Origin of the sequence: Labilibacter marinus (assembly GCF_001659685.2) — a bacterium.
Lineage (GTDB): Bacteria > Bacteroidota > Bacteroidia > Bacteroidales > Marinilabiliaceae > Saccharicrinis > Saccharicrinis marinus.
The window spans coordinates 22,830-45,281 of record NZ_LXYE02000003.1 but is presented as its reverse complement, the minus strand read 5'-3'; the positions used below and the strand labels follow the sequence as shown (position 1 = coordinate 45,281).

Annotated in this window: 22 protein-coding genes; 7 read left to right on the top strand and 15 right to left on the bottom strand. The window is 34.8% G+C overall.

The annotated features are described in order from the left end of the window. Positions 1-284: 284 nt before the first annotated feature. Both A8L32_RS02480 and A8L32_RS02475 read left to right on the top strand, forming a co-directional pair. Complete coding sequence (locus A8L32_RS02480; RefSeq protein ID WP_233145449.1) at positions 285-2,189, top strand: YgiQ family radical SAM protein; 1,905 nt, start codon at positions 285-287, stop codon at positions 2,187-2,189. A gap of 64 nt (positions 2,190-2,253) precedes the next feature. Beyond that, complete coding sequence (locus A8L32_RS02475) at positions 2,254-2,994, top strand: DUF4197 domain-containing protein (protein WP_075589993.1); 741 nt, start codon at positions 2,254-2,256, stop codon at positions 2,992-2,994. A 49-nt stretch (positions 2,995-3,043) separates the two neighbouring features. On the opposite strand, the gene A8L32_RS02470 is transcribed toward A8L32_RS02475, so the two are convergent. Beyond that, a complete protein-coding gene (locus tag A8L32_RS02470) occupies positions 3,044-3,985 on the bottom strand; it encodes a TIGR01212 family radical SAM protein (RefSeq protein WP_075589992.1) in 942 nt (313 codons plus the stop codon). A gap of 151 nt (positions 3,986-4,136) precedes the next feature. Here A8L32_RS02470 and A8L32_RS02465 point away from each other — a divergent pair, with 151 nt between their 5' ends. The 5 genes from A8L32_RS02465 (at position 4,137) to A8L32_RS02445 (ending at position 9,539) form a co-directional block, all read left to right on the top strand. Next, positions 4,137-5,684, top strand: a complete 1,548-nt coding sequence (locus A8L32_RS02465; protein ID WP_075589991.1) for a DUF4301 family protein — start codon at positions 4,137-4,139, stop codon at positions 5,682-5,684. A gap of 138 nt (positions 5,685-5,822) precedes the next feature. Beyond that, complete coding sequence (locus tag A8L32_RS02460; protein WP_075589990.1) at positions 5,823-7,226, top strand: tetratricopeptide repeat protein; 1,404 nt, start codon at positions 5,823-5,825, stop codon at positions 7,224-7,226. Between the two features lie 81 nt (positions 7,227-7,307). Then, positions 7,308-8,222, top strand: coding sequence for a DUF368 domain-containing protein (locus tag A8L32_RS02455; protein WP_075589989.1), 915 nt, complete (start codon positions 7,308-7,310; stop codon positions 8,220-8,222). Between the two features lie 35 nt (positions 8,223-8,257). Further along, complete coding sequence (locus A8L32_RS02450) at positions 8,258-9,004, top strand: shikimate dehydrogenase family protein (RefSeq protein ID WP_075589988.1); 747 nt, start codon at positions 8,258-8,260, stop codon at positions 9,002-9,004. Between the two features lie 94 nt (positions 9,005-9,098). Continuing rightward, positions 9,099-9,539: a VTT domain-containing protein gene (locus A8L32_RS02445; protein ID WP_075589987.1), complete on the top strand. Its 441-nt coding sequence runs from the start codon at positions 9,099-9,101 to the stop codon at positions 9,537-9,539. On the opposite strand, the gene truA is transcribed toward A8L32_RS02445, so the two are convergent. From truA to A8L32_RS02375, 14 genes are all read right to left on the bottom strand, one after another. Next, positions 9,536-10,300, bottom strand: a complete 765-nt coding sequence (gene truA, locus A8L32_RS02440; protein WP_075589986.1) for a tRNA pseudouridine(38-40) synthase TruA — start codon at positions 10,298-10,300, stop codon at positions 9,536-9,538. The genes A8L32_RS02445 and truA overlap by 4 nt on opposite strands. A gap of 67 nt (positions 10,301-10,367) precedes the next feature. Next, entirely contained in the window at positions 10,368-11,663 is a 1,296-nt protein-coding gene (gene rimO / locus A8L32_RS02435; RefSeq protein WP_075589985.1) for a 30S ribosomal protein S12 methylthiotransferase RimO, read from the bottom strand. Positions 11,664-11,876: 213 nt separating this feature from the next. After that, positions 11,877-12,827, bottom strand: coding sequence for a signal recognition particle-docking protein FtsY (ftsY, locus tag A8L32_RS02430; RefSeq protein ID WP_075589984.1), 951 nt, complete (start codon positions 12,825-12,827; stop codon positions 11,877-11,879). Positions 12,828-13,039: 212 nt separating this feature from the next. Beyond that, positions 13,040-13,192, bottom strand: coding sequence for a DUF4295 domain-containing protein (locus A8L32_RS02425; protein WP_075589983.1), 153 nt, complete (start codon positions 13,190-13,192; stop codon positions 13,040-13,042). Between the two features lie 11 nt (positions 13,193-13,203). Continuing rightward, positions 13,204-13,392, bottom strand: a complete 189-nt coding sequence (gene rpmG, locus A8L32_RS02420) for a 50S ribosomal protein L33 (RefSeq protein WP_075589982.1) — start codon at positions 13,390-13,392, stop codon at positions 13,204-13,206. 13 nt (positions 13,393-13,405) lie between these two features. Then, the gene (gene rpmB / locus A8L32_RS02415) at positions 13,406-13,648 is read right to left on the bottom strand and encodes a 50S ribosomal protein L28 (protein ID WP_075589981.1); all 243 of its coding nucleotides are present in this window, start codon (positions 13,646-13,648) and stop codon (positions 13,406-13,408) included. A gap of 331 nt (positions 13,649-13,979) precedes the next feature. Beyond that, a complete protein-coding gene (locus A8L32_RS02410; protein ID WP_075589980.1) occupies positions 13,980-15,233 on the bottom strand; it encodes a CinA family nicotinamide mononucleotide deamidase-related protein in 1,254 nt (417 codons plus the stop codon). Between the two features lie 33 nt (positions 15,234-15,266). Beyond that, positions 15,267-16,502 carry a M48 family metallopeptidase gene (locus tag A8L32_RS02405; protein WP_075589996.1) on the bottom strand — a complete coding sequence of 412 codons (1,236 nt, stop codon included), beginning with the start codon at positions 16,500-16,502 and terminating at the stop codon, positions 15,267-15,269. A gap of 146 nt (positions 16,503-16,648) precedes the next feature. Further along, positions 16,649-17,281, bottom strand: a complete 633-nt coding sequence (locus tag A8L32_RS02400) for an energy transducer TonB (protein ID WP_075589979.1) — start codon at positions 17,279-17,281, stop codon at positions 16,649-16,651. A gap of 146 nt (positions 17,282-17,427) precedes the next feature. Then, positions 17,428-17,727: a hypothetical protein gene (locus A8L32_RS02395; protein WP_075589978.1), complete on the bottom strand. Its 300-nt coding sequence runs from the start codon at positions 17,725-17,727 to the stop codon at positions 17,428-17,430. A 294-nt stretch (positions 17,728-18,021) separates the two neighbouring features. Continuing rightward, positions 18,022-18,792 carry an amidohydrolase gene (locus A8L32_RS02390; protein ID WP_075589977.1) on the bottom strand — a complete coding sequence of 257 codons (771 nt, stop codon included), beginning with the start codon at positions 18,790-18,792 and terminating at the stop codon, positions 18,022-18,024. A gap of 57 nt (positions 18,793-18,849) precedes the next feature. After that, positions 18,850-20,010, bottom strand: coding sequence for a DUF819 family protein (locus A8L32_RS02385; protein WP_075589976.1), 1,161 nt, complete (start codon positions 20,008-20,010; stop codon positions 18,850-18,852). Positions 20,011-20,013: 3 nt separating this feature from the next. Beyond that, positions 20,014-21,405 carry a D-alanyl-D-alanine carboxypeptidase/D-alanyl-D-alanine endopeptidase gene (gene dacB, locus A8L32_RS02380; protein ID WP_075589975.1) on the bottom strand — a complete coding sequence of 464 codons (1,392 nt, stop codon included), beginning with the start codon at positions 21,403-21,405 and terminating at the stop codon, positions 20,014-20,016. Next, the gene (locus A8L32_RS02375; protein WP_075589974.1) at positions 21,402-22,442 is read right to left on the bottom strand and encodes a DUF6340 family protein; all 1,041 of its coding nucleotides are present in this window, start codon (positions 22,440-22,442) and stop codon (positions 21,402-21,404) included. The genes dacB and A8L32_RS02375 overlap by 4 nt, the downstream gene beginning before the upstream one ends. Between the last annotated feature and the right edge of the window lie 10 nt (positions 22,443-22,452).

The following is a 22,452-nucleotide window of genomic DNA, read 5'->3' as shown; positions in this document are numbered from 1 at the left end:
CAATATTGATTCTTAAAATATAAATTTCCTCTTACCTCCTTAAACTCACTCTATTGTTTTTAATAGCATATAGTTTATATATCTGATCATGACAGCTTCAAAACTTCATCGTAGTTCCTTTGCATTTCCTCACTAAATTGGCTTATAACGATAAACCCATACGAAAGTATTATATAGCGAATTAGCGCTATACATACCACGTTAACAATCATCCAAAACTAAATTAATACGAAAACATCTTTAATTCTTCAATATTAACTACCTTTGTACTAAAATATTTGAGCGTGCAATATAAAGTAAGTGATTGGTTACCGACTACCGCCAAGGAGGTTAAGGAAAGAGGATGGGAAGAATTAGATATAATTCTATTTAGTGGCGATGCCTATATTGATCATCCAGCGTTTGGAGCAGCAGTAATTGGTCGAATTATTGAAGCAGAAGGATTAAAAGTAGCCATTGTTCCCCAGCCCAATTGGCGAGATGACTTACGTGATTTCAAGAAAATGGGTAAACCTCGTTTATTTTTTGGAGTTACGTCAGGTAGTATGGATTCCATGGTGAATCATTACACAGCCAATAAGCGCTTACGTTCAGATGATGCCTACACCCCTAGTGGTAAAGCTGGTTTTAGACCTGATTATGCAACCCAGGTTTATTCAACAATTCTTAAAGAACTATTCCCTGATGTTCCTGTAATGATTGGTGGCATAGAGGCTTCATTACGAAGAGTTACCCATTATGATTATTGGCAAGATAAACTAATGCCTGGAATTTTAGAATCTACCAAAGCCGATTTATTGGTATATGGTATGGGCGAAAAACCGCTTAAAGAGATTCTTCGCTTAATGCAAAAAGGGGTTCCTTTTAGCTCGTTAACTACTATTCCGCAAACGGCATATATACATAAAGAAGAGGAACTTCCTAAAAACAAAATCTGGAACGACATTGAGCTTTCGTCCCATGAGGAATGCTTGAAGGACAAGATAAAATATGCTAAAAACTTTAGGCATGTTGAAGAAGAGTCTAACCGATGGCAAGCTGCCCGATTGATTCAACCTATTGGCGAAAATAAGATTGTCATCAACCCTCCTTATCCTCCAATGTCGAGTAAGGAGTTGGATGCTTCGTTCGATTTACCTTTTACACGTTTACCACATCCTAAGTACAACAAAAAAGGAAATATACCCGCCTTTGAAATGATTAAATTCTCGGTGAATATGCACCGTGGATGCTTCGGTGGCTGTAGCTTCTGTACTATTTCGGCACATCAAGGAAAATTCATCGCCTCTCGCTCTGAAAAGTCAATACTAAAAGAGGTAAGAGCTATTACGGAAATGCCCGACTTTAAAGGTTATATTTCTGACCTTGGAGGTCCTAGTGCCAACATGTATAAAATGCAAGGAAAGGATTTAAGGATCTGCGAACGCTGTGCGCGCCCTTCTTGTATTCATCCTAATATATGTAGCAACCTGAATACAGACCACACACCCATGACTAAGATTTACGAGAAGGTAAATAATATGCATGATATTAAAAAGGCATTTGTGGGTAGTGGAGTAAGGTACGATATGTTATATAACAAAATGGCTTCTACCAAAGAGCAAGAAAGCCATAAAGAGTATATGACTGAATTAGTTTCTAAACATGTTTCGGGAAGATTAAAGGTAGCTCCTGAGCATACTTCTAACGAGGTACTTAAATTAATGCGAAAGCCTGATTTTAAATTGTTCTATAAGTTTAAAAAGGATTTTGATGAGATCAATAAAGCCAACGATCTAAATCAGCAAATTATACCTTATTTTATTTCCAGTCACCCTGGAAGTCAGGTAGAAGATATGGTTAATTTAGCGGTAGAGACTAAACAATTGGATTTTAGGTTAGAACAGGTTCAAGACTTTACACCTACACCGATGACTGTGGCTACAGTTATTTTTTATGCAGGGGTTCACCCATACACATTAGAAAAAACCTTTACAGCAAAAACAAAAGAACAAAAACAAAACCAACGAATCTTTCTTTTCTGGTATAAACCAGAATATAAAAAGAAGATAGAAAGTTTATTAAAACAGAACAACCAACAAGAACTCATTAATCAATTATTTACCAAAGAAAAAAAGGATGTGCATTTTGCTAAAAAGAGCAATATCAACACATCGAATAGAAAAAAAAGATATGGTAAAAGAAAATAATTACCTTTCTTTGATATAATGAATAACTGATTTTAACTTGAGTTAGAATAAAACAATACCAGACATGTTTAAGAAATTATTTGCAGCTAGCCTTATAATAGTAGTGCTGACTAGTTGTGCCGAATTGATGCATATTGCCAATACCATGGAATTAGATGTTCCTTTAACAGAAACAGAGATCGCCTCCGGACTTAAAGAAGCATTGCGCGTGGGTACGGATTCTGCGGCCAGTCATCTTGCTGCAACTGACGGTTACTTTGGTGACGAGATGGTTAAAATACTATTACCTCCTGAAGCTAACATTATTGTTGAAAATGCCGGAAAAATTCCAGGTGGTCAAAAGCTTGTTGATGATGTTATACTAGGTATTAACAGAGCAGCTGAAGATGCTGCCAATGAAGCTGGAGCAGTTTTTTACCAAGCCATTACGGAGATGACTATTTCTGATGCTCTTAACATTTTACAAGGCTCGGACAATGCAGCAACAGAATATTTTAAATCGAAAACCTATCAGAGCTTAACAGATTTATATAGTCCTAAAATTAAAAGCTCCATCGATAAAGACTTAATAGCGGGATACTCAGCAGGAGATACTTGGGATACTATGACATCAAACTACAATAAAGTTGCAACTTCATTTGTTGGGCAAATGGCTAGTTTAAAACCAGTAGATGTTGAACTAGAAACATACCTTACACAAAAAGCCTTAGATGGCCTTTTCTTAAAAATTGCAGACGAGGAAAAAAAGATTAGAACCGACCCAGTAGCTCGTGTTACTGATATTCTCAAAAGAGTTTTTAAATAAAGTACGCAGTCTTCAGTAGACAGGATACAAACTGCCTATTGAAGACTGTTTATTGTTTATTGAACAATTTCCCTTGCCAAGTATCGCGTTCTTTTAATCGTTTATCTACTTTGGCAACAAATTCAAAGTTCTTTGATCCCCACTTAGGCGCAATTAATAATTCTTTGGGCGATTGACTAATAAAACGTTCCATTACAATAGATGGGTTTAGCACTTCTAAAAAGTCCACTACCAAATCGATAAATTCATCCTCCTCATACAACTTTATTTGGCTAGGATTACTCAAATACTCCTCTCCCATTTTAGACCCTCGCACCAACTGTAACTGGTGTAATTTCAAATAATCTAAAGGCAATTCCGACATCTCTTTGGCATGTTTCAACATGTCTTTCTTATCCTCGCCAGGTAACCCTAAAATAAGGTGAGCACCAACTTTTATACCAGCCTCTGCTGTTTTCTTAATGGCTTCAACACCACTCTTGTAATCGTGTCCACGGTTTATCTTTAATAGAGTGTCATCTATAGTAGACTCAATACCATACTCAATAGTAATATTATATTTTTGATTTAATTCAGCCAAATAAGCCAGCAATTCTTCACTAATACAATCTGGGCGAGTTCCTATAACTAAGCCAATTACAATGGGATGATCTAAAGCTTCTTGGTATCTTTGCTTTAAAATATCAATACTATCATAGGTGTTACTATAAGCCTGAAAATAGGCTAAGTAATGTTGCGTTTTATATTTGGGTGAAAAAAAGTCAATTCCAGTAAGTATTTGATCCGCAATTGATTTACCCTCTCCACAGTACGATGGCTTAAAGGTAGAATTATTACAAAAAGTACAACCTCCGAGTCCTTTAGTTCCATCTCTATTGGGGCACGAAAATCCTGCATCTACCGAAATCTTCTGCACACGTTCATTAAAAGTTCTTTTAATGTAAGAACTATAATCATTAAATCTTCTTGCATGCCCCCATGGGTATTCCATCTTGTTAATATTTAACTATTTGAATAATTAGGTTGCAAATGTATAAAAATGAAAGCAACTTTTTGGCCAAAAATTACAGCTCAAATGTCAATAAATACCTTCAATTAGAAGAATTGTTTGCTATATTTAAGCATCTAAAACTCGAACTATAATGATAAAAAAAGACGATCACGCACTTTTAGAAAAGAAAGGCATCTCTACCGAAAAGGTAGAAAAACAACTTGAGCAATTTAAATTGGGTTTTCCATTTATGGACATCAAGAAGGCCGCTTCAGTTTCCGAAGGAATTATCTCTTTAGACGAAGAACAAAAATTGATGTTTACCGATCAGTTTAGAACTGGTATTGATGAAGGGTGCAACGTCCTCAAGTTTGTTCCCGCTTCTGGTGCTGCTTCCCGAATGTTTAAAGATTTATTCTCTTTTATAGATGCAGATAAAAGCAAGCAAGAGGAACAAAAGAAATCAGGCCCTATAAACGATTTCTTGACTCATGTTAAATATTTTGCATTTTCGGAGGATTTACAAGCTGCTACTGGAGTTGACTTTAATAACGAGAAAGCAGTATTTGAAAATGGAGCTACCATCATCTCAAAATTGTTATTACCTGATGGTTTAAACTACGGTAATTATCCTAAGGGAGTATTAAAATTTCACCTTTCGGGAGATAAAGCCACTACCCCTATTGAAGAGCATTTAACAGAAGGTGCTGCTTATGGCCAGAGTAACGAAGCTATTGTTAACATCCATTTTACCGTATCTGAAGATCATCAGACATTATTTGAAGGCATCGTTCAAAAAAATCTACCACTTTACGAAGCTAAATATGATGCTAATTTTCAGATTACTTATTCAACACAAAAATCATATACAGATACTATAGCTGTTGATCCTGATAATTCACCGTTTAGAAAAGAAGATGGAGAATTATTATTTCGTCCTGGTGGGCACGGAGCATTAATTGAGAACTTAAACGAACTTGACGCTGACATCATCTTTATTAAAAACATTGATAATGTAGTGCCAGAATATCGATTAAAAGACACTATTCAGTATAAAGAAGCTTTAGCAGGAGTGCTATATTTTTATCAGCAGAAGATATTTACATATATAGAAGAGCTGGATAAAAGCACTGATGATTCGGAGCTATTGGATGAGATATTGGACTTTATGCAGGTTGAACTTTACATTAGTCTTCCTGAAAATATAAGTTCTTATAATGATGCTGAAAAACGCTTATATGTTCAGTCTAAACTGAACCGACCGATGCGCGTTTGCGGTATGGTAAAAAACGAAGGAGAACCTGGTGGAGGTCCTTTTTGGGGAGTTGGTAAACACGGAGAAACTTCTCTCCAAATTGTGGAAGGCTCGCAAATTGATACGAACAATGCTGAAAAAACAAAATTGGTAGAACAAAGCACCCATTTTAACCCGGTTGATTTAATTTGTGCTACAAAAAATTACAAAGGTGAGAAATTTGATTTATTGGAATATGTAGATCCAAAAACAGGATTCATTTCAAGTAAATCATTAAACGGTAAAAGTCTGAAAGCGCTGGAATTACCAGGCCTTTGGAATGGTGCCATGTCCGATTGGACAACTTTATTTGTTGAGGTGCCTATTAGTACATTTAACCCTGTAAAAACGGTGAATGACCTATTACGTGTTCAGCACCAACCAGAAACCACTGAAGCGCATTAAATTTAGTTTTAGTTAAAATATTATAAATAGCTAAGGGCATTGTTAATAAGTTATTAACAATGCCCTTTTTACTGGGCTTTAGTATTGCAATTAGCCAAAATTGTGGTATTTTTGAGATGTATAAAACAAGGTTATTATATGCAAGAATACTCTCACGGAAATCAAGATGGGGCTAGAGAGGCGGTTGAAATGTTTGAGAAGTTGATTAACCACGATAAGGAATCCTATTTTGACGTGTTTCAAATTGAATCTATTTTCGATTTTTATCATGAGAAAAATATGCTCGACAAAGCAGAGACAGCCATAAGTATGGGCCTGCGTCAGCATCCTGATTCAACATCACTACAACTAAAATACAGTACCCTTTTAATAGAACAGCACGACTATGATGAAGCTGTTAAAGTATTAGACTATTTAAAAGAACTTGAAAAGACTAACGCTGAAGTATATCTGAATCTGGGAATTATTTACACCAAAAAACATCAGAAGAAAGAAGCTATTTCGTATTACGAAAAGGCAATTAAACTGGTAAGCACTGATGAACTTGGCGAGTATATTTTTGAAATTAGCTTTAATCTAAATCAGGAATTCTTTTATACAGAAGCTAAGCATTTGCTGGTTAATTTTCAGGATAAATTTCCGACCAATGACAATATTTTATTTGAGTTAGCATACGCTTACGACAAATTGGAGGAAATTGAAAAGGGTATTGATGTTTATAATAAATTACTGGATATCAATCCGTATTTAGAAAACGCTTGGTACAATTTAGGGATTCTGTATAACAAACAGGAAAAGTATGCATTAGCCATTGAGGCCTATGACATTACCATAGCCATAGCTCCTAATTTATCCGAAGCCTATTACAACAAAGCTAATAGTCTGGCGCAAGTTGGAGAGTACAAAGAGGCCATCAATGCTTATTCTGAATATATTTCATACAGCTACCCAATGGCAGTAACCTACTATTACATGGGCGACTGCTGGGAAAACCTGAACAATTACGAGCTAGCTTCTAAGTTTTATAAAATGGCGGTAGACATTGAGCCCGATCATATTGAAGCTTTACAATCTTTAGGAAGAGCTTCGTATCGCGTTCAAGATTACGAAACCAGTGTTTTCGCCTTTGATAAAGCACTTGTAATTAATCCAGATTCTTCTGACCTATGGCTATCATTAGGTAAGAGCTACAAAAAAATGAAGAACCCTGCTGATGCCAAAAGGTGTTTAAAACGAGCCTTAATTAATCAGCACGAAAATACATTTAGCTGGATTGAAATGTATCAATTTTTGGAAGAAAACGAAAAAGACTTTACGCCTATTCCGTTCTTAAAAAAATTATTAGGTAAAGATCAAACCAATGGTGCTTTACATTATTTAGCGGCTATTATTTATAACAAAAGTAATAATGACGAGGAAGCTTTACGTCATCTTGTAATAGCGCGTCAGCTTTTGCCAGATGACTTAGAAGAGGTATTAAATGAATATCCTTCTTTAGTATCTATGCCCGAAATTGCAGAATACATCAATGCTCAACGTTAATACCCTACGATAATTATTAAATTTTAATAAACTTTCTATAACTTATTAAAATAGCTAAACTATACTTTTCACAAACTAACAATGACTACGAAAACTTTTTTTCAGAATATATTCAAAGGTATGGCCATGGGTGCCGCCAATGTTATCCCTGGAGTTTCAGGAGGTACTATTGCCCTTATAACAGGAGTGTTTGAAAGACTTATCGATGCTATTAAATCCTTTAATTTAAAAGCTATCAAACTATTATTCACGGGTAAATTTAAGGAATTTGTAGAGTACATTGACCTGTGGTTTTTAGTTTCTTTATTTTTAGGTGTTGGTATAGCTGTAGTTTCATTAGCTCGATTATTTAAATATCTATTTGAGACATACCCTGTATACATTTGGGCTTTCTTTTTTGGACTTGTATTAGCCAGTATTTATTTTGTTGGAAAAACAGTGGGCAAATGGAACATCGCTAGTATCACTACCTTTATAGTTGGAACTATTGTTGCTGTAGCTGTTAGTGTATTAACTCCTGCATCAGAAAACGCATCCTCACTATACTTATTTATTTGTGGGATCATAGCGATCTGTAGTATGATTATACCTGGTTTATCAGGGTCGTTTGTATTAATACTATTAGGTAACTATCAACTCGTAATGATTAATGCTGTTAGCGAGTTAAACATAAAAATACTTTTACCTGTTGCTGCTGGTGCAGGAATTGGCCTAGTGGGCTTTTCTCACTTTTTATCATGGCTATTAAAAAAGTATCACGACCAAACCATCGCTATGCTAACTGGTTTTATTATGGGATCACTGGGAATTTTATGGCCATGGAAAGAAACCATTACAAGAACCTTTGGAGAGAAAGTAAAAACAGTAGGTTACGAGTGGTTCCTACCTAGTGTAAATACTGAGTTTTTTATAGCTGTTGTTTTTATTGTTTTAGGGATGGCAGCAATCTGGGTCACAGAATCTTTAGGCTCAAAGATCTCTTCTGAGGAAAAATAAATATAAACCTGATACTTCATATTTAAATTAGAATTATGAAAACGTTCGGACTAATAGGTTACCCGCTATCGCAATCATTTTCACAAAAATATTTCACCAATAAATTTAACGACGAAAGCATCGAAGGAAGGTATTTAAACTTTCCTATCGAGTCGATAAAAGAATTTCCAGAACTGATTAATCATCATCCGTATATTGGCGGACTAAACGTTACTATTCCATACAAAGAAGAAGTGATGCAATTTTTGGATGAATTGGACCCAATTGCTGAAGAAGCAGGTGCCGTAAACGTAATTAAGTTCGATTGGAGCAATCCTGAAAAGCCTATTCTTAAAGGTTATAATTCCGATATAATTGGCTTTACCAATTCCATCAAACCATTCATTAAGGCACATCACAAAAAGGCCTTAATACTAGGCACTGGTGGCGCTGCCAAAGCAGTAGGCTTTGCACTTAAAGGCATGGGCATATCCTATCAGTTCGTGAGCAGAACTCCTAAAGGTGAGAATCAAATTACATACAATTCGTTGAACCAAGAAGTGATGATAGAAAATACAGTCATCATTAATACTACTCCATTAGGGATGTATGGTGACATGAATGCAAAACCAGCCATTCCTTATGAATTCTGCGGAGAGCAGCACTTATTCTTCGACCTAATTTATAACCCAGAAGTAACTGCTTTTTTAAAGGCGGCTCAAGAACAAGGTGCCGCTATAAAAAACGGTTTAGAGATGTTACACCTGCAAGCTGAAGCTGCATGGGATATTTGGAACAGTTAGTAAACCATCAAAAATAAAGCGATATATCACAATGAATCTTCCCTTTAACTGCACATAGGGAAGTATTGAACCACAGGTTCAGGCATGGGATTCTATGGAAGAATTAATAAAATACATTAGCGTATACTTAGCTGGTGCCGCTGGCATATGGAAAGGAATTCCTGTAGGTATCGCCTTAGGCCTAGCTCCTTTTTATACCGCAACACTAACATCTTTAGGAGCCATTTCATCGACCCTTATTATTTATTTTTCAGGAGAATCATTCCGCAATTGGCTATTAAGTAAATATGGTAAAGAAAGCAAAAGCAATAAACGTAAAAAAATATCTTCTTGGCTCGAAAAGTATGGCGTAGCTGGACTTGGTTTAGTGGCAACAGGATTGTTCGGATCGTTTATTACTTTAATGATTGGTATACTCTTAATTGATAATACGCGGAAATTTATAATTTATCTACTCATTGGAATTGTCATCTGGAGTTACGGAATCACCTATCTATCCGATCCCGTAATTGCTTATATAAAAGGATTGTTCTAACCTTGATGTTTGGCCTTGAACAACTCCTCTGGATAGGTAACATTTATTAAATAGAGTGCATGAGCTGGCGCAGAAGTTCCAGCCACTCCCCTATCCTTAGCCTCAATCACCTTTTTAAATTGATCTAAAGTCATTTTACCACGACCAACCTCCAATAAGGTTCCTACAATGGCACGTACCATATTACGCAGGAAACGATCAGCACTAATAGTAAATACCCACTTATTATTTTTAAACTCCCAAATAGCCTTGGTAATTTTACAATTGTTGGTTTTTACATCCGTATGTAACTTACTAAAACTGGTAAAATCGATATAATCAAATAGAATCCTCGATGCTTCATTCATTAAATTAAAGTCCAACGGAACATGGGATTGATAAGCAAACTCTTGTAAAAAAGGATTCTTTTTATCTACGATATGATACTCATACGTACGACTTGTTGCTGAAAAGCGAGTATGCGTTTCATCATCAACAAGCGTTAAAGAATATACCGCAATGTCCTTGGGTAAAATACGGTTCATTTTATGCACAAAATGTAACTCATCTATATCTTGTTTTTCACTTTCGAAATGAGCCACAAAATAGGTGGCATGAACGCCTGTATCAGTACGCCCACATCCAACCACATTAATCTCTTCCCTCAGTATCTTACTTAAGGAATCATTAAGCACCTTCTGCACTGTAATAGCATTCGGTTGAATCTGCCAACCATGATATTTTTTACCGTTATAGGATAGTTCTATGAAAAATCTCGCCATATTTTCCAGTCATTCGACATTGGTTATTAGTCAATAATTAAGAATCATAAGTTAAGCTATAATCCTTTTACTTAACAACAGCTCCAAAAAGATCATATGACTCCGCATCTGTAATTTTAACTTGACAAAACTCTCCAACCTTTGCTTCATTACCATCAACAGGAATTAGTACTTCAGGATCTACTTCTGGCGAATCAAATTCGGTACGAGCCACATAATAGTCTTCTTCTTTACGATCCACTATTACTTTCATTTCACTACCCACTTTCTCCTGGTTGATTTCCCAACTTATTTGCTCTTGAACCTCCATGATAGCATCAGCTCTCTCTTGCTTTACCTCTTGTGGAATATCATCTTTATAATTACGAAAAGCATGCGTATCTTCCTCGTGCGAATATGGGAATACACCTAAGCGCTCAAAACGCATCTCTTTCACAAAATCTAACATTTCTTTAAAGTCTTGCTCTGTTTCTCCTGGATGCCCTGTAATCATAGTGGTACGTAGGTGAATTCCTGGCACATCATTACGCATACGTTCAATAAGCTTATAAGTCTCCGCCTTTGAAACATTACGACGCATAATTTTAAGCATAGGGTCACTAATATGCTGTAAGGCTATATCAATATAATTACAAACATTAGGATGTTCGTTCATTACTTTTAATAAATTATACGGAAATCCTGCAGGATATGCATAATGCAACCTCACCCAATCAATACCCTTTACATCAGCAATTTTATGAGTAAGCTCAGCTAACTTCATTTGCTTATATATATCTAAACCATAAAAAGATAAATCCTGTGCAATTACTTGCAATTCTTTTACTCCTTGTGCAGCTAATCCTTCGGCTTCATCAATCAATTGCTCCATAGGTTTAGATTGATGCTTACCTGTAATAAGAGGTATAGCACAATACGAACAAGAGCGATTACAACCTTCTGATATCTTAAAATACGCATAATGACCAGGAGTTGTCAAACTGCGTTCATTAATTAAATCTGCACGGTAATTCTGCCCCAGATCCTCCACAATCTTTTTCCAGTCGAATTTACCATAAATAGCATCCACCTCTGGTAGTTCTTCTTTGAGTTGCTTCGAATATCTTTCTGAAAGACAACCCATTACAAACAATTTCTTTAAATCTCCGCGCTTTTTAGCTTCCGCAAAATTTAATATAGTTTCTATAGATTCTTCTTTGGCATCACCAATAAAACCACATGTATTTATAATAGCAATATCTCCTTTAGGCGTTTCCGCATCATGAGCCACAGAAAAACCTCCCGCCTCAAATTGCTTAATTAAGGATTCAGAATCCACTAAATTTTTTGAACACCCCAACGTTACTACATCAATCTTCTTCATTCTATTTTTTAGTATAGAGACAAAAGTGTTTGCTTAAATACCGAAACACTTCTACCTAATTTTTCTGAGAACATTTACAAAACAACTGTTTATTGCTTTCTTTAAGATAACGCACTCAACACATTAACACTGACTCATCACCAATGCTTTCTTAAAATAACAAAGGCCACCCATAGAACAGGTAGCCACTTATATTGTTTTTAAATAATCTGCTTAATTAAACAATGAATCTACGAATTCATTGCGGTTGAAAACCTGTAGATCATCTATTCCTTCTCCAATTCCAATATACTTTACAGGAATTTTAAACTGATCAGAAACGCCAATTACAACTCCACCCTTAGCTGTACCATCTAATTTGGTAATTACAAGTGCGTTTACCTCTGTTGCTTTGGTAAATTCTTTTGCCTGTTCAAAGGCATTTTGTCCTGTAGAACCATCCAAAACCAAAATTATTTCATTTGGTGTATCTGGCACGACCTTTTGCATTACTTTTTTCACCTTAGTCAACTCATTCATTAAGTTAACCTTATTATGAAGACGGCCTGCTGTGTCAATAATTACAACATCCGCTCCTTGCGATTTTGCTGAAGACAGTGTATCAAAAGCTACAGAAGCAGGATCGGAACCCATTTCCTGACGAACCAAAGGTACATCTACTCTATCAGCCCAAACTTGCAGCTGATCAATTGCTGCAGCTCTAAATGTATCAGCAGCACCTAAAACAACCTTTTTACCGGCTGCTTTAAATTTATATGCCAACTTACCAATAGTAGTTGTTTTGCCCACTCCATTCACTCCCACCACCATAATCACATAAGGATTATCACTTTTAGGAAGTTCAAAATCACCCTCTCCTTCTACCTCATTTTCAGATAAAAGATCAGCAATTTCTTCTTTAAGAATAGAATTTAATTCAGAAGTACTTAAAAACTTATCTCTAGTTACACGTTCTTCGATTCGCTCAATGATTTTTAGTGTGGTATCAACACCCACATCAGAAGTAATTAACACCTCCTCTAATTCATCTAGAACCGAATCGTCAACTTTAGAGCGTCCAGCAACCGCACGTGTCAATTTCTTAAACACGCTCTCTTTGGTTTTTGCTAAACCTTTATCTAAGTTTTCTTTTTTCTCTTTTGTAAACCTTCCGAATAATCCCATATCTCATTTTGTAAAACAGACACTTTATTTTTGGTTTCCACCTCAAGCAAGGTGTTTCTAGTATTACACAGTACTACATATGTATACTGTTATAATAAACCACTTAAAAATAGAAAAAATATGCATACTTTAATTAATAATGCATATACAAAAAAGCTTCCTTTATAATAAAGGAAGCTCTTTTAATAAAAATGTCTTTTGCTTGAGCAAAATTATTTTTTGAAATAACCTTTTACTTCTTCATTGGTTACTATCTCTTCTTTAAAAGAGTAAGCACCAGTTTTAGGCGATTTTACCATTTTAATCACTTTTGAGTGACCTTTTCCGCCTCCTTTTTGTAGTGTTGCTACTGATTTCTTAGCCATTTTACAAAGATTTATTTAATTTCTCTATGAACAGTATAACGCTTCAAAATAGGGTTATACTTTTTCAATTCCATTCTATCTGGAGTGTTTTTTCTGTTTTTAACAGTAATATAACGACTAGTTCCAGCCATTCCACTCTCTTTGTGCTCAGTACATTCAAGAATTACTTGAACGCGATTTCCTTTTGATTTTTTAGCCATCTCTTAATCTCCTTTAAAATTTAGTTATATAACCATTTTCCTTAGCAGATTTCAAAGCAGCTAATAAACCAACCTTGTTAATCATTCTAAGCCCAGAGGCAGAAACCCTAAGGTCTACCCAACGCTCTTCTTCCACAAGGAAGAAACGTTTCTTAAATAGATTTACATCAAATCTTCTTTTGGTTCTTCTCTTGGAGTGGGAAACATTGTTCCCAACTAAGAACCTTTTTCCAGTTATCTGACAAACTCTTGACATCTTTACAACCGTTTATTTTCGGATACATTTTTCAAACAGAGCGCAAAATACGGCAATTTTATTTAAAATAACAAACATTGTTTAATAAAAATTCCATTTTTCTTTATCTTTTTTACACTGCTGCAATTAAAAATTAGAAGTCTTCTAAAACAATGGTAAATTAGTTTTCAGTGATTCATCAACATTATCCTTTGAAAAATGCATAACCATTCGCTTTTATCACCCCCCTATGAACAACTCAATCATCATTATATCTGACCATTTATCTTAGAGCTGTCATTCTTTCTTAAAACATTAACTATAAAAATATGGTAATGTTTTATAAGACTAATTATTTAGTTAAATCTTGCTCTACCATCTTTTTTAACATTACCAGAGCCATCTCGGTAGATCGAACAATATTTCTTTCGCGAATATGACCAAAGTTAAACTTTTTGCTATTTATACCATTAGGACCTCCTACGGCAATCCAAATAGTACCTATTGGCTTTTCATCTGTTCCTCCATCAGGACCTGCTATTCCTGAAGTGGTAACCGAATAATCAACACCTAAATTATACCTAGCACCTATAGCCATTTGCTCAACAACTTCTTTACTTACTGCACCAACTTTATTCAAGGTTTCTTCTTTTACAGCCAGCATGCCCATTTTAACATCGTTATGATAGGCCACAACGCCACCTTTAAAATAATTAGAGCTACCAGGTAATAATGTAATTTGATGCGCTATATTACCGCCAGTACAACTTTCTGCAGTTCCTAAGCTTAAATTATTTTCTTTAAAGATATCCGCAATAAATTGCACGGTAGGCTTATCATCATATCCAAGTATAGCATCGCCAATAATAGGTTCCAAATTCGTAATTAATTGCTCAATTTCAGCAGCAACAACTTTCTCACTCTCTCCTCTTCCTGTAAACCTTAAACGTATCCTACCAGGAGAAGGCAAATAAGCTAATTTTATATGTGTTGGGATTTCTTTTTCAAAATCGCTTAACATATCTGCTAATGTAGCTTCTGGAATATTGCTAACAATAACTGTTTTATGAATTATTGATGATGTTACAAATCGAGATACTAAGCGAGGTATAATTTCAAACTCAAGCGCTCGTTTCATCTCCGAAGGAACTCCAGGCATAGATACAAAGATCGTTTCTTTGTGCTCAAACCACATAATTGGTGCTGTACCAACTGGATTTCGAATAACAGAACAATTGGCAGGCACCATGGCCTGCTGACGATTTAATTCATTTATATTGGGTACATATCGCTTTAATAAAGACTTTACATCCTCAAAAACTTCCTCATTAAAAACAAGCTCTGTATTAAAATACCGACATAAGGTTGTTTTAGTAATATCATCCTTTGTTGGTCCCAAACCACCTGTTATTAAAACCACATCTGACCTTTCAGATGTTTCCTTTAAAATATTCAGAATCTCCTCTTCACTATCACTAATAGAATTCACCCTCGCCACCTCGAAACCAGCATCATTCAACTGCTTGCCCATCCAAGCAGAATTGGTATCTATTACTTGACCTATAAGCAATTCATCGCCTATGGTAACTATTTCTATTTTTGCCATATTATAGTAAGCCTATTCAATCAAAAAATGTTTTTACGAATACTTTTTTAATGCATTAATACGAGCCAATAAGGGAGGGTGAGAATAATGAAAAAACACAAACCAAGGATGCGGCGTTAAATTACTCAAGGCATTTACCGATATGGTTTTTAAAGCCTTAATAAGAGACGATGAATTATGATTAGTGGCGGCAAAAGCATCTGCTTCGTATTCGTTTTTACGAGATAATAAAGTTGAAAACAATCCTGACACTCCTGATATCGGACTATATAAAATACCGAATGCAATTAAACCAATATGAAAAACTGGCTTCTGCACACCTAAAGCCTGAGACAATACAGGTGAATCAACAAACAATGAAAATACATACAGCATAATTCCTGTTTGTACTATTCCACTTAACATGCCCCAAAGGGTGTGTTTCTTTTTATAATGTCCAATTTCATGGGCCAACACACCAACAATCTCATCAACTTCAAGGTCATTAACTAAGGTATCGTATAATACAATACGTTTTTTAGCTCCAAGGCCGCTAAAAAAAGCATTGGCTTTTGTACTTCGTTTGGAGCCATCCATAATATAGATATTATCCAGCTTAAAATTTACCTTTTCACTAAACTCCTCGATAGCCACCTTTAGTTCTCCATCCTCCAATGGTGTTTGCTTATTAAACAGTGGCAATAAAACAGAAGTATAAAACATCGTGATAAATAACATGAAAACGGTCATAAATCCCCATGCATATAACCAAAAATTTTCTCCTGCAGCTTCATAAAACCAAACTATTAACGCTAATATTCCCCCACCTAATAAAGCACCAATAAGCAGTGATTTTATAAAGTCCAAGACAAATGTTTTTGGTGTCGTTTTATTAAAACCGAATTTTTCCTCTATTACAAAAGTACTATACAGGGAGAATGGCATATTTAAAACGGTAGATCCTAAACCTAACACACCAAGAAATAAAATAGCCTGTATAATCGAATTGTCTGACACCTGAGTCGTCCACGAATTAAGCCAAGCAAAGCCATTAAAAAACAACATGAGCAATATCAACGCCAGACTATAAATAGTCGTCAACCAACCAAACTTATGATTGACTTTTGAATATTGCTGCTGTTTAGCATACTTCTCTTCATCGTATACATCTTGCAGCTCACTAGGCAATTTATCGCTCCACATGGTGGTATTCAGGTATAATAAAAATCTATCCCATAAAAACTCGATAACAATAATTAAAACGATCAAATAAAAAACTGTTGTATACATATTCTCCATTAATAAATAATCCTCCTACAGCTCGTAGAAAACTATTTTTATATTACAATTAAATTTAAGCCTGTAAAGATAAAAGAAAAAGGGAACCTATTTCTTGAATAAGTTCCCTCTATCTATTATATAATTTTCAATATTTTTTAATACATCTGATAATCTCTAGATGTCCCTCGCTTGGTTTGAACCACTAACACCCCATTTTTACCTTCTTCTCCATATAGGTCGAGTGCTTTTTTTCCTTTAATAACACGAATTGACTTTACGTTAAAATAATCTAAGGTTGTAACTCCCATCACTTTTTTATTATCTAGTACAAAAAGTGGAGGATGATCATTTAAATAAAATGGCTTTATCTGTTCAGCTAATGCCTTATTTTCCTCTGATAAATAAAAATGAACTGGAATAGTAACTTTTGCAGCAACTAGCTCTCCATCCAATTTTGCAGGCTTCCATTCCTTCATCGTTTTAACAACACGTAAAGCCTCTGTGTCTATACTCTCGAACAGTCCTTCAACCAGCTTAACATCGTTAATTTCCCCCAGCGAGGAAACCACAAAAGAAACCATCACTTTACCCTCTATTTCTTTGGCCAATGCATCAACAGGGTATTTAATATTCTTACTTAAGTACTTTTGTACATTACCTCTATTTTTTTTATGCAAAGGAACCTGATCAACAGTATCATAAATTTTCTCGGCAGATTCTTGACCATAAACTGACAAGCATCCAATGGCATACATAAAGGCTGCAATTAACAAAGTAGATTTTCTCATTACTCTAGTTTTAAATTTCTAATAGTATTTCTTAAAACTCTTCTAACGCAAAAACGCTGTATTCGAAATAGTTTTAAGCATATTAATTTTGGTTATAACATAACTGGATACAACAAAATTCATGCCTACTATTATCTATTTTTAAACTACTTTGGCCTATTTCTAAGTTTGTCTATTTGAGATATTACATCTCGAATATCTCTCATCGCATCTTTCTTACTCTCATCCTTTACTTCCAATGATTTATTAGGACTATTTTTAGAATTATGAAGATCTGCAATGACAGTTTTATCTTTCGAAGATCTAATTTCAAAATCTGCTGCTGGATAAATCCTTGGTTCAGTAAAACTCTCCACCTCTTCATACTGAACGAAACTTAATTTATCCATTAACTCAACAAAAAACCTTGCCTCTTTTTCACTAACCTGTACCTTATAGTTTTTCATATGTCATAATTTTAATATTGTGCAAATCCGCCATACAACAACCTCCCATCAATGGACATTATCATACACCAAGTTTATTATAAATTTCTATTTTAAAATATCTGATTAACTTACTAACACTTTTATACAAAGATTAGTTCGTCTAATTAATCATATTATTATATTCTAAGCTGTAATCGAATGCTATAATCCGAATAGCTCACCTACAAATCAGCTTGATTAAGAATTACTTGGGTAGTGGAACAATTTAAATTTAACGATAAAATAGTTCGATTGCAAACAATATTAAAGTTATTAAAGAAGTAGTTCAAAATCATCACCATCCTGCAATGCCGAAAACTTACTCCTAAATACATTCTGTTTTTTTATATCAAACTCCTGAATTTCAACGATCCCCTCTAAATTACTGACATCTTTGATTATTTGTCCTTTAAAATCAATACACCTTGAGCCTCCGGAATACACAATCTGATTCCCCACCCCAACTCTATTCACACCAATTGTGTAACTCTGATTTTCAATCGCTCTAGCAATCAAAAGGGCATCCCAAACAGATTGCCTCGCAGCTGGCCAATTAGCCATATAAATAGCCACGTCGTAATCACCTATATTTCTACTCCAGACAGGAAATCTTAAATCATAACAAATCTGAGGTAGTATACGAACCCCATTAAGCATGAAGATTCTTCGTTCTCGTCCTTTTGAATACTTATTATCTTCTCCACCTGGTGAAAACAGATGCCTCTTATCGTAATGATCTATATCTCCATTCGAATGAACTAAAAGTGCTCTATTATAAATTCCTTTATCCCGAATTGCCTGAGTTCCCATTAATGCAACATCATGCAACTTGGCGATTTTCTTCATCCAAGCACATACCTCTCCATCCATTGGTTCGGCAACTTCATCAACATTCATAGAAAACCCCGTTGCAAACATTTCTGGTAACACAACTAAGTCTACTTCATGAGGTAAACTTTGCAATAAGTCCGACAGATATTTAAGGTTATCTTTAACGTTTTCCCAAATAATATTGTATTGAAGAAGAGCTATATTGAGTTGCATTTTTTTGAATTAATGATAAAACTGCATAAAGTTACAAAATACACAACAGATTCTACATTATAACAATTGAAGTAACTCACTCATTAAATAACCTAAATAATTACCGATAGCATAACCAACCACTCCTATGGTGATACCAGAAATTATAATACTACGGTTATTCAATGCTCCTGCAACCACAGGCACAAACGGTGGACTACAAATTAAAGCAGCAGAAGTAATTATAACGGTATCTGCATCCACCTTAAAAATCATACAAATTAGTACATGCAACAATAACGAACCGAAAACAACAAAAAGAATATAGTAAAATACTGATACGTTGATATGAGATAATTCAGATAAATTTAATTTAGATGATACAACAACACTGAACACTAAAATAAAGTACATCCCTAACTCAAAGGTTTTTGGCAACGATTTTATTTTATTATTGAAAGATGCTAATACACCCAAGCTTGTAATGGATAAAACCAATACTGCCATCTTAGACTTCTCACTAACCAACATCATTAAGCCACCGCCTACAACCACCATTAATACAGCTATTCCTAGCGCCTTAAATATCGCACTTTGGTTATCCCTTTTCAAAAGCCCCCAAAAAAGCTCTTCATTAGCACTACTATTTTCATCAAACTCTTGATTCGTTTTTTTCTTAAAAGTAGGTAGGAAAAATTCAAATACCTTTTTCCCTATTGTCATTAAAAAGAATAAATGTAAGGTAGAAAATAACATATCATAGGTATGAACCATTAAATACGTTTCAGCATCCACATCTAATACCATTTGTAGAGCAGCCAAATTAGGAGTACCCCCTGTATAAATTCCCACCAACAATCCACCTACTTTATAAAAGCTATCGGCTTCATTCGGTTGGAACAAAAGATATCCAACCACTACAACTGTTACTACGGAAAACAAGGCAACTAACAGAGAAACCATAGCGCTTCTAGCCAAGAAAAAAGACTGCCTCAAATCACTAGAAAATAATAATAACGGAATGCCAATAGGTATACATACCGACATGATTATTTCTTGAATAAATTCTACTCGTTCACCTTGTAAAATTCCAGTTGTTGATAATAAGATACCCACAACATAAGCCAACAGAACTGCACCTATTTTATTTAGTTTTTTATACTTAAAACATAGGTAAAGAATACCTAACGGAGATAGCACATAAGTAAGCACTAATAAAATATCAAAAATAATTGGCATAAATTACTCCTCCAAAACCAAACTAGTTAACATGCTGTCAATACTCATTCTTACTTGTTTGGTTGGAATAAGGTAATGATTAGTCATAACACAAAAGGCTATTTGCTTTTGCGACATGGTAGTGGCATATCCGCAATACCCAAGAACTCCTTCCATAGAACCACTTTTGCCAATAACCTTTCCTTTAATTTTGGGATTTTTAAACACAGACCTCAGCGTTCCTGTCTCACCACCTTTAGCAAGCGATTCTGAAAAAGAATTAAAGTTTGAGCTATACTTATTCATCCATTCTAAAAGGGCAACCATACCGTGCGGAGATATAATATTTTTAGGAGATAAGCCACTTCCATCTTTTAAGCTAAAATGATCTATGTAATCAATTTTATCTTTCCAGAAATTTTCAAAAACTAGCCTACCATAATCCCAAGTAAATTCACCATACTCATGTTTAGCAAGGGTTAATAATAGCTGATCTGCAAATAAATTATTGCTTTTATGGTTAACTATTCTTATTATCTCCGATAATTTTGGAGAGCTATGTACACATAACAACTGTTGAGTACTTTCATCTTTCAATGAATTTTGCTGCTCCCTAAGCTCAATGCCTTTACTTTTTATATAATCACTTAACTGATTTTTAAAAATTACCCTAGGATCGGGCATAGCTGATTTGATATTAAATTGAGAACGGTTACAAGGAATGGATCCTTCCACCCACCAGGTATCTACTTCAGAAATGCCAAAGACATAAGCACTATCATTATTATGAGTAGCCGCAACAACTCTAGATTCGATAGCTTGAGGATAAAACCTAGGATTAGTAGAAACTATCTCACAAACACTCCCCTCTTGTTTAGACTGTAATGTCAACTCAATAGAGTTATCCATCCAATTAAATCCATGAGGTGATGCACCATAATAATTTCCCATATCCTCCCACAAACGCGGAGCTGAATAAGGAATCTTTTCCGCTTGAACCACCACACTCCCTGTGATACTATAAACACCTTGACTTTTTAATATTTGAGTAATTTTAGAAAATAAAACTTCAGGTTTAGTTTCATTAAAATACTTTGATCCCAGCGTTGGATCACCACTCGACTTAACAATTATATTCCCTGTTAATATTCCATCAGAAATTTCTCCATCCATATAAATGTTAGTATTGTATTTATATGATGGTCCAAGAATTTCTAAGGCAGTTGCAGTAGTTACTATTTTAGTTAATGAAGCAGGAATTAACCTCATTGATTCATTATTCGAAAGAATTACTTCATCCGTAACAATATCTTTCAGCTTAAGCCCCACAATGGCTCCTTGATCATTTATATTAAGCTGGGCATTGCCAATATGGCCCACTAAAACAATAAATATACTGAATATTATTAATCTCATTGAATTCCTCCTACTTGGATCTTTAATGCATCCATATCCGATAATCTATCTTTTAAATAATTTATATACGATATATATCTAGATCTATCTTCCTTTGCCACATTACTTTTATACTTACCTAGCTCTTTCGCACCTTCTTGAATCCAATATACAGCTGATTCATAATCACCCATAATCTCTGAAACAAAAGCTAAATTATAAGCAGCTCTATATTTTAATTTCTTTTCTGTATGATCAAAAGCGTACTTCCAAAGTTTTATTGCATCGCCATACTGGTCTTTACGAACAAACTCATTGGCTTGCATAAACTGATAATTACCAGAAATATAATAGCCTCTTGTTTGCAATTGCCAACGGGGCGCCACATCATCGGTAGCTTTTGCACCCATATAACCAGCCAATTCATTTATGCCAGATAATAACGGCGGTATCTTAGCTGCTATATTATTTACACTTGAAGAATAAGCATCCCATGAAATAGTATCTTTCTGAACCGATTGATATATCTGTTCATTATTTAAATTATTATAACCTCGCCACAATATAGCTCCCGAAGCATCCAAATACCCATACAAATAACCATCTGGCAAATTATCCACCAACAGCTTTGTTTTATATATATTCCTTTCAACAGCAACTACAGCTTCAGCATTGTAAGCCTTGCATAAGCTATCTACCTGAATCCAACTTAAAGCTCTATTGACTAATTTAGGATTAGTTTTAACAGGACTCGGATGAATATATACTGAATCGAAAAATGCCCGATAATCTAACTCCTTCTTCATCCCTTTTAAGGTAGATAAAGCAAAGTCATCTGCCCATATAGTATCCACTTTATGACTTTTGCCCTGTACCGTAATAGTATGCATTTTATCAGACCTGTAAGGTATAGAATTATCAACCAGAACAACTGATTTAATTTCGGGAGGGAAAGAATATTTTGCAGGTTGCAATACATCAATACTTACAGGACGAAACGTAGTACAAGAAGTAATAAGAATAAGAAAAACGAAAAATAGTATATTTCGGTTAAGCATAATTAAGTTT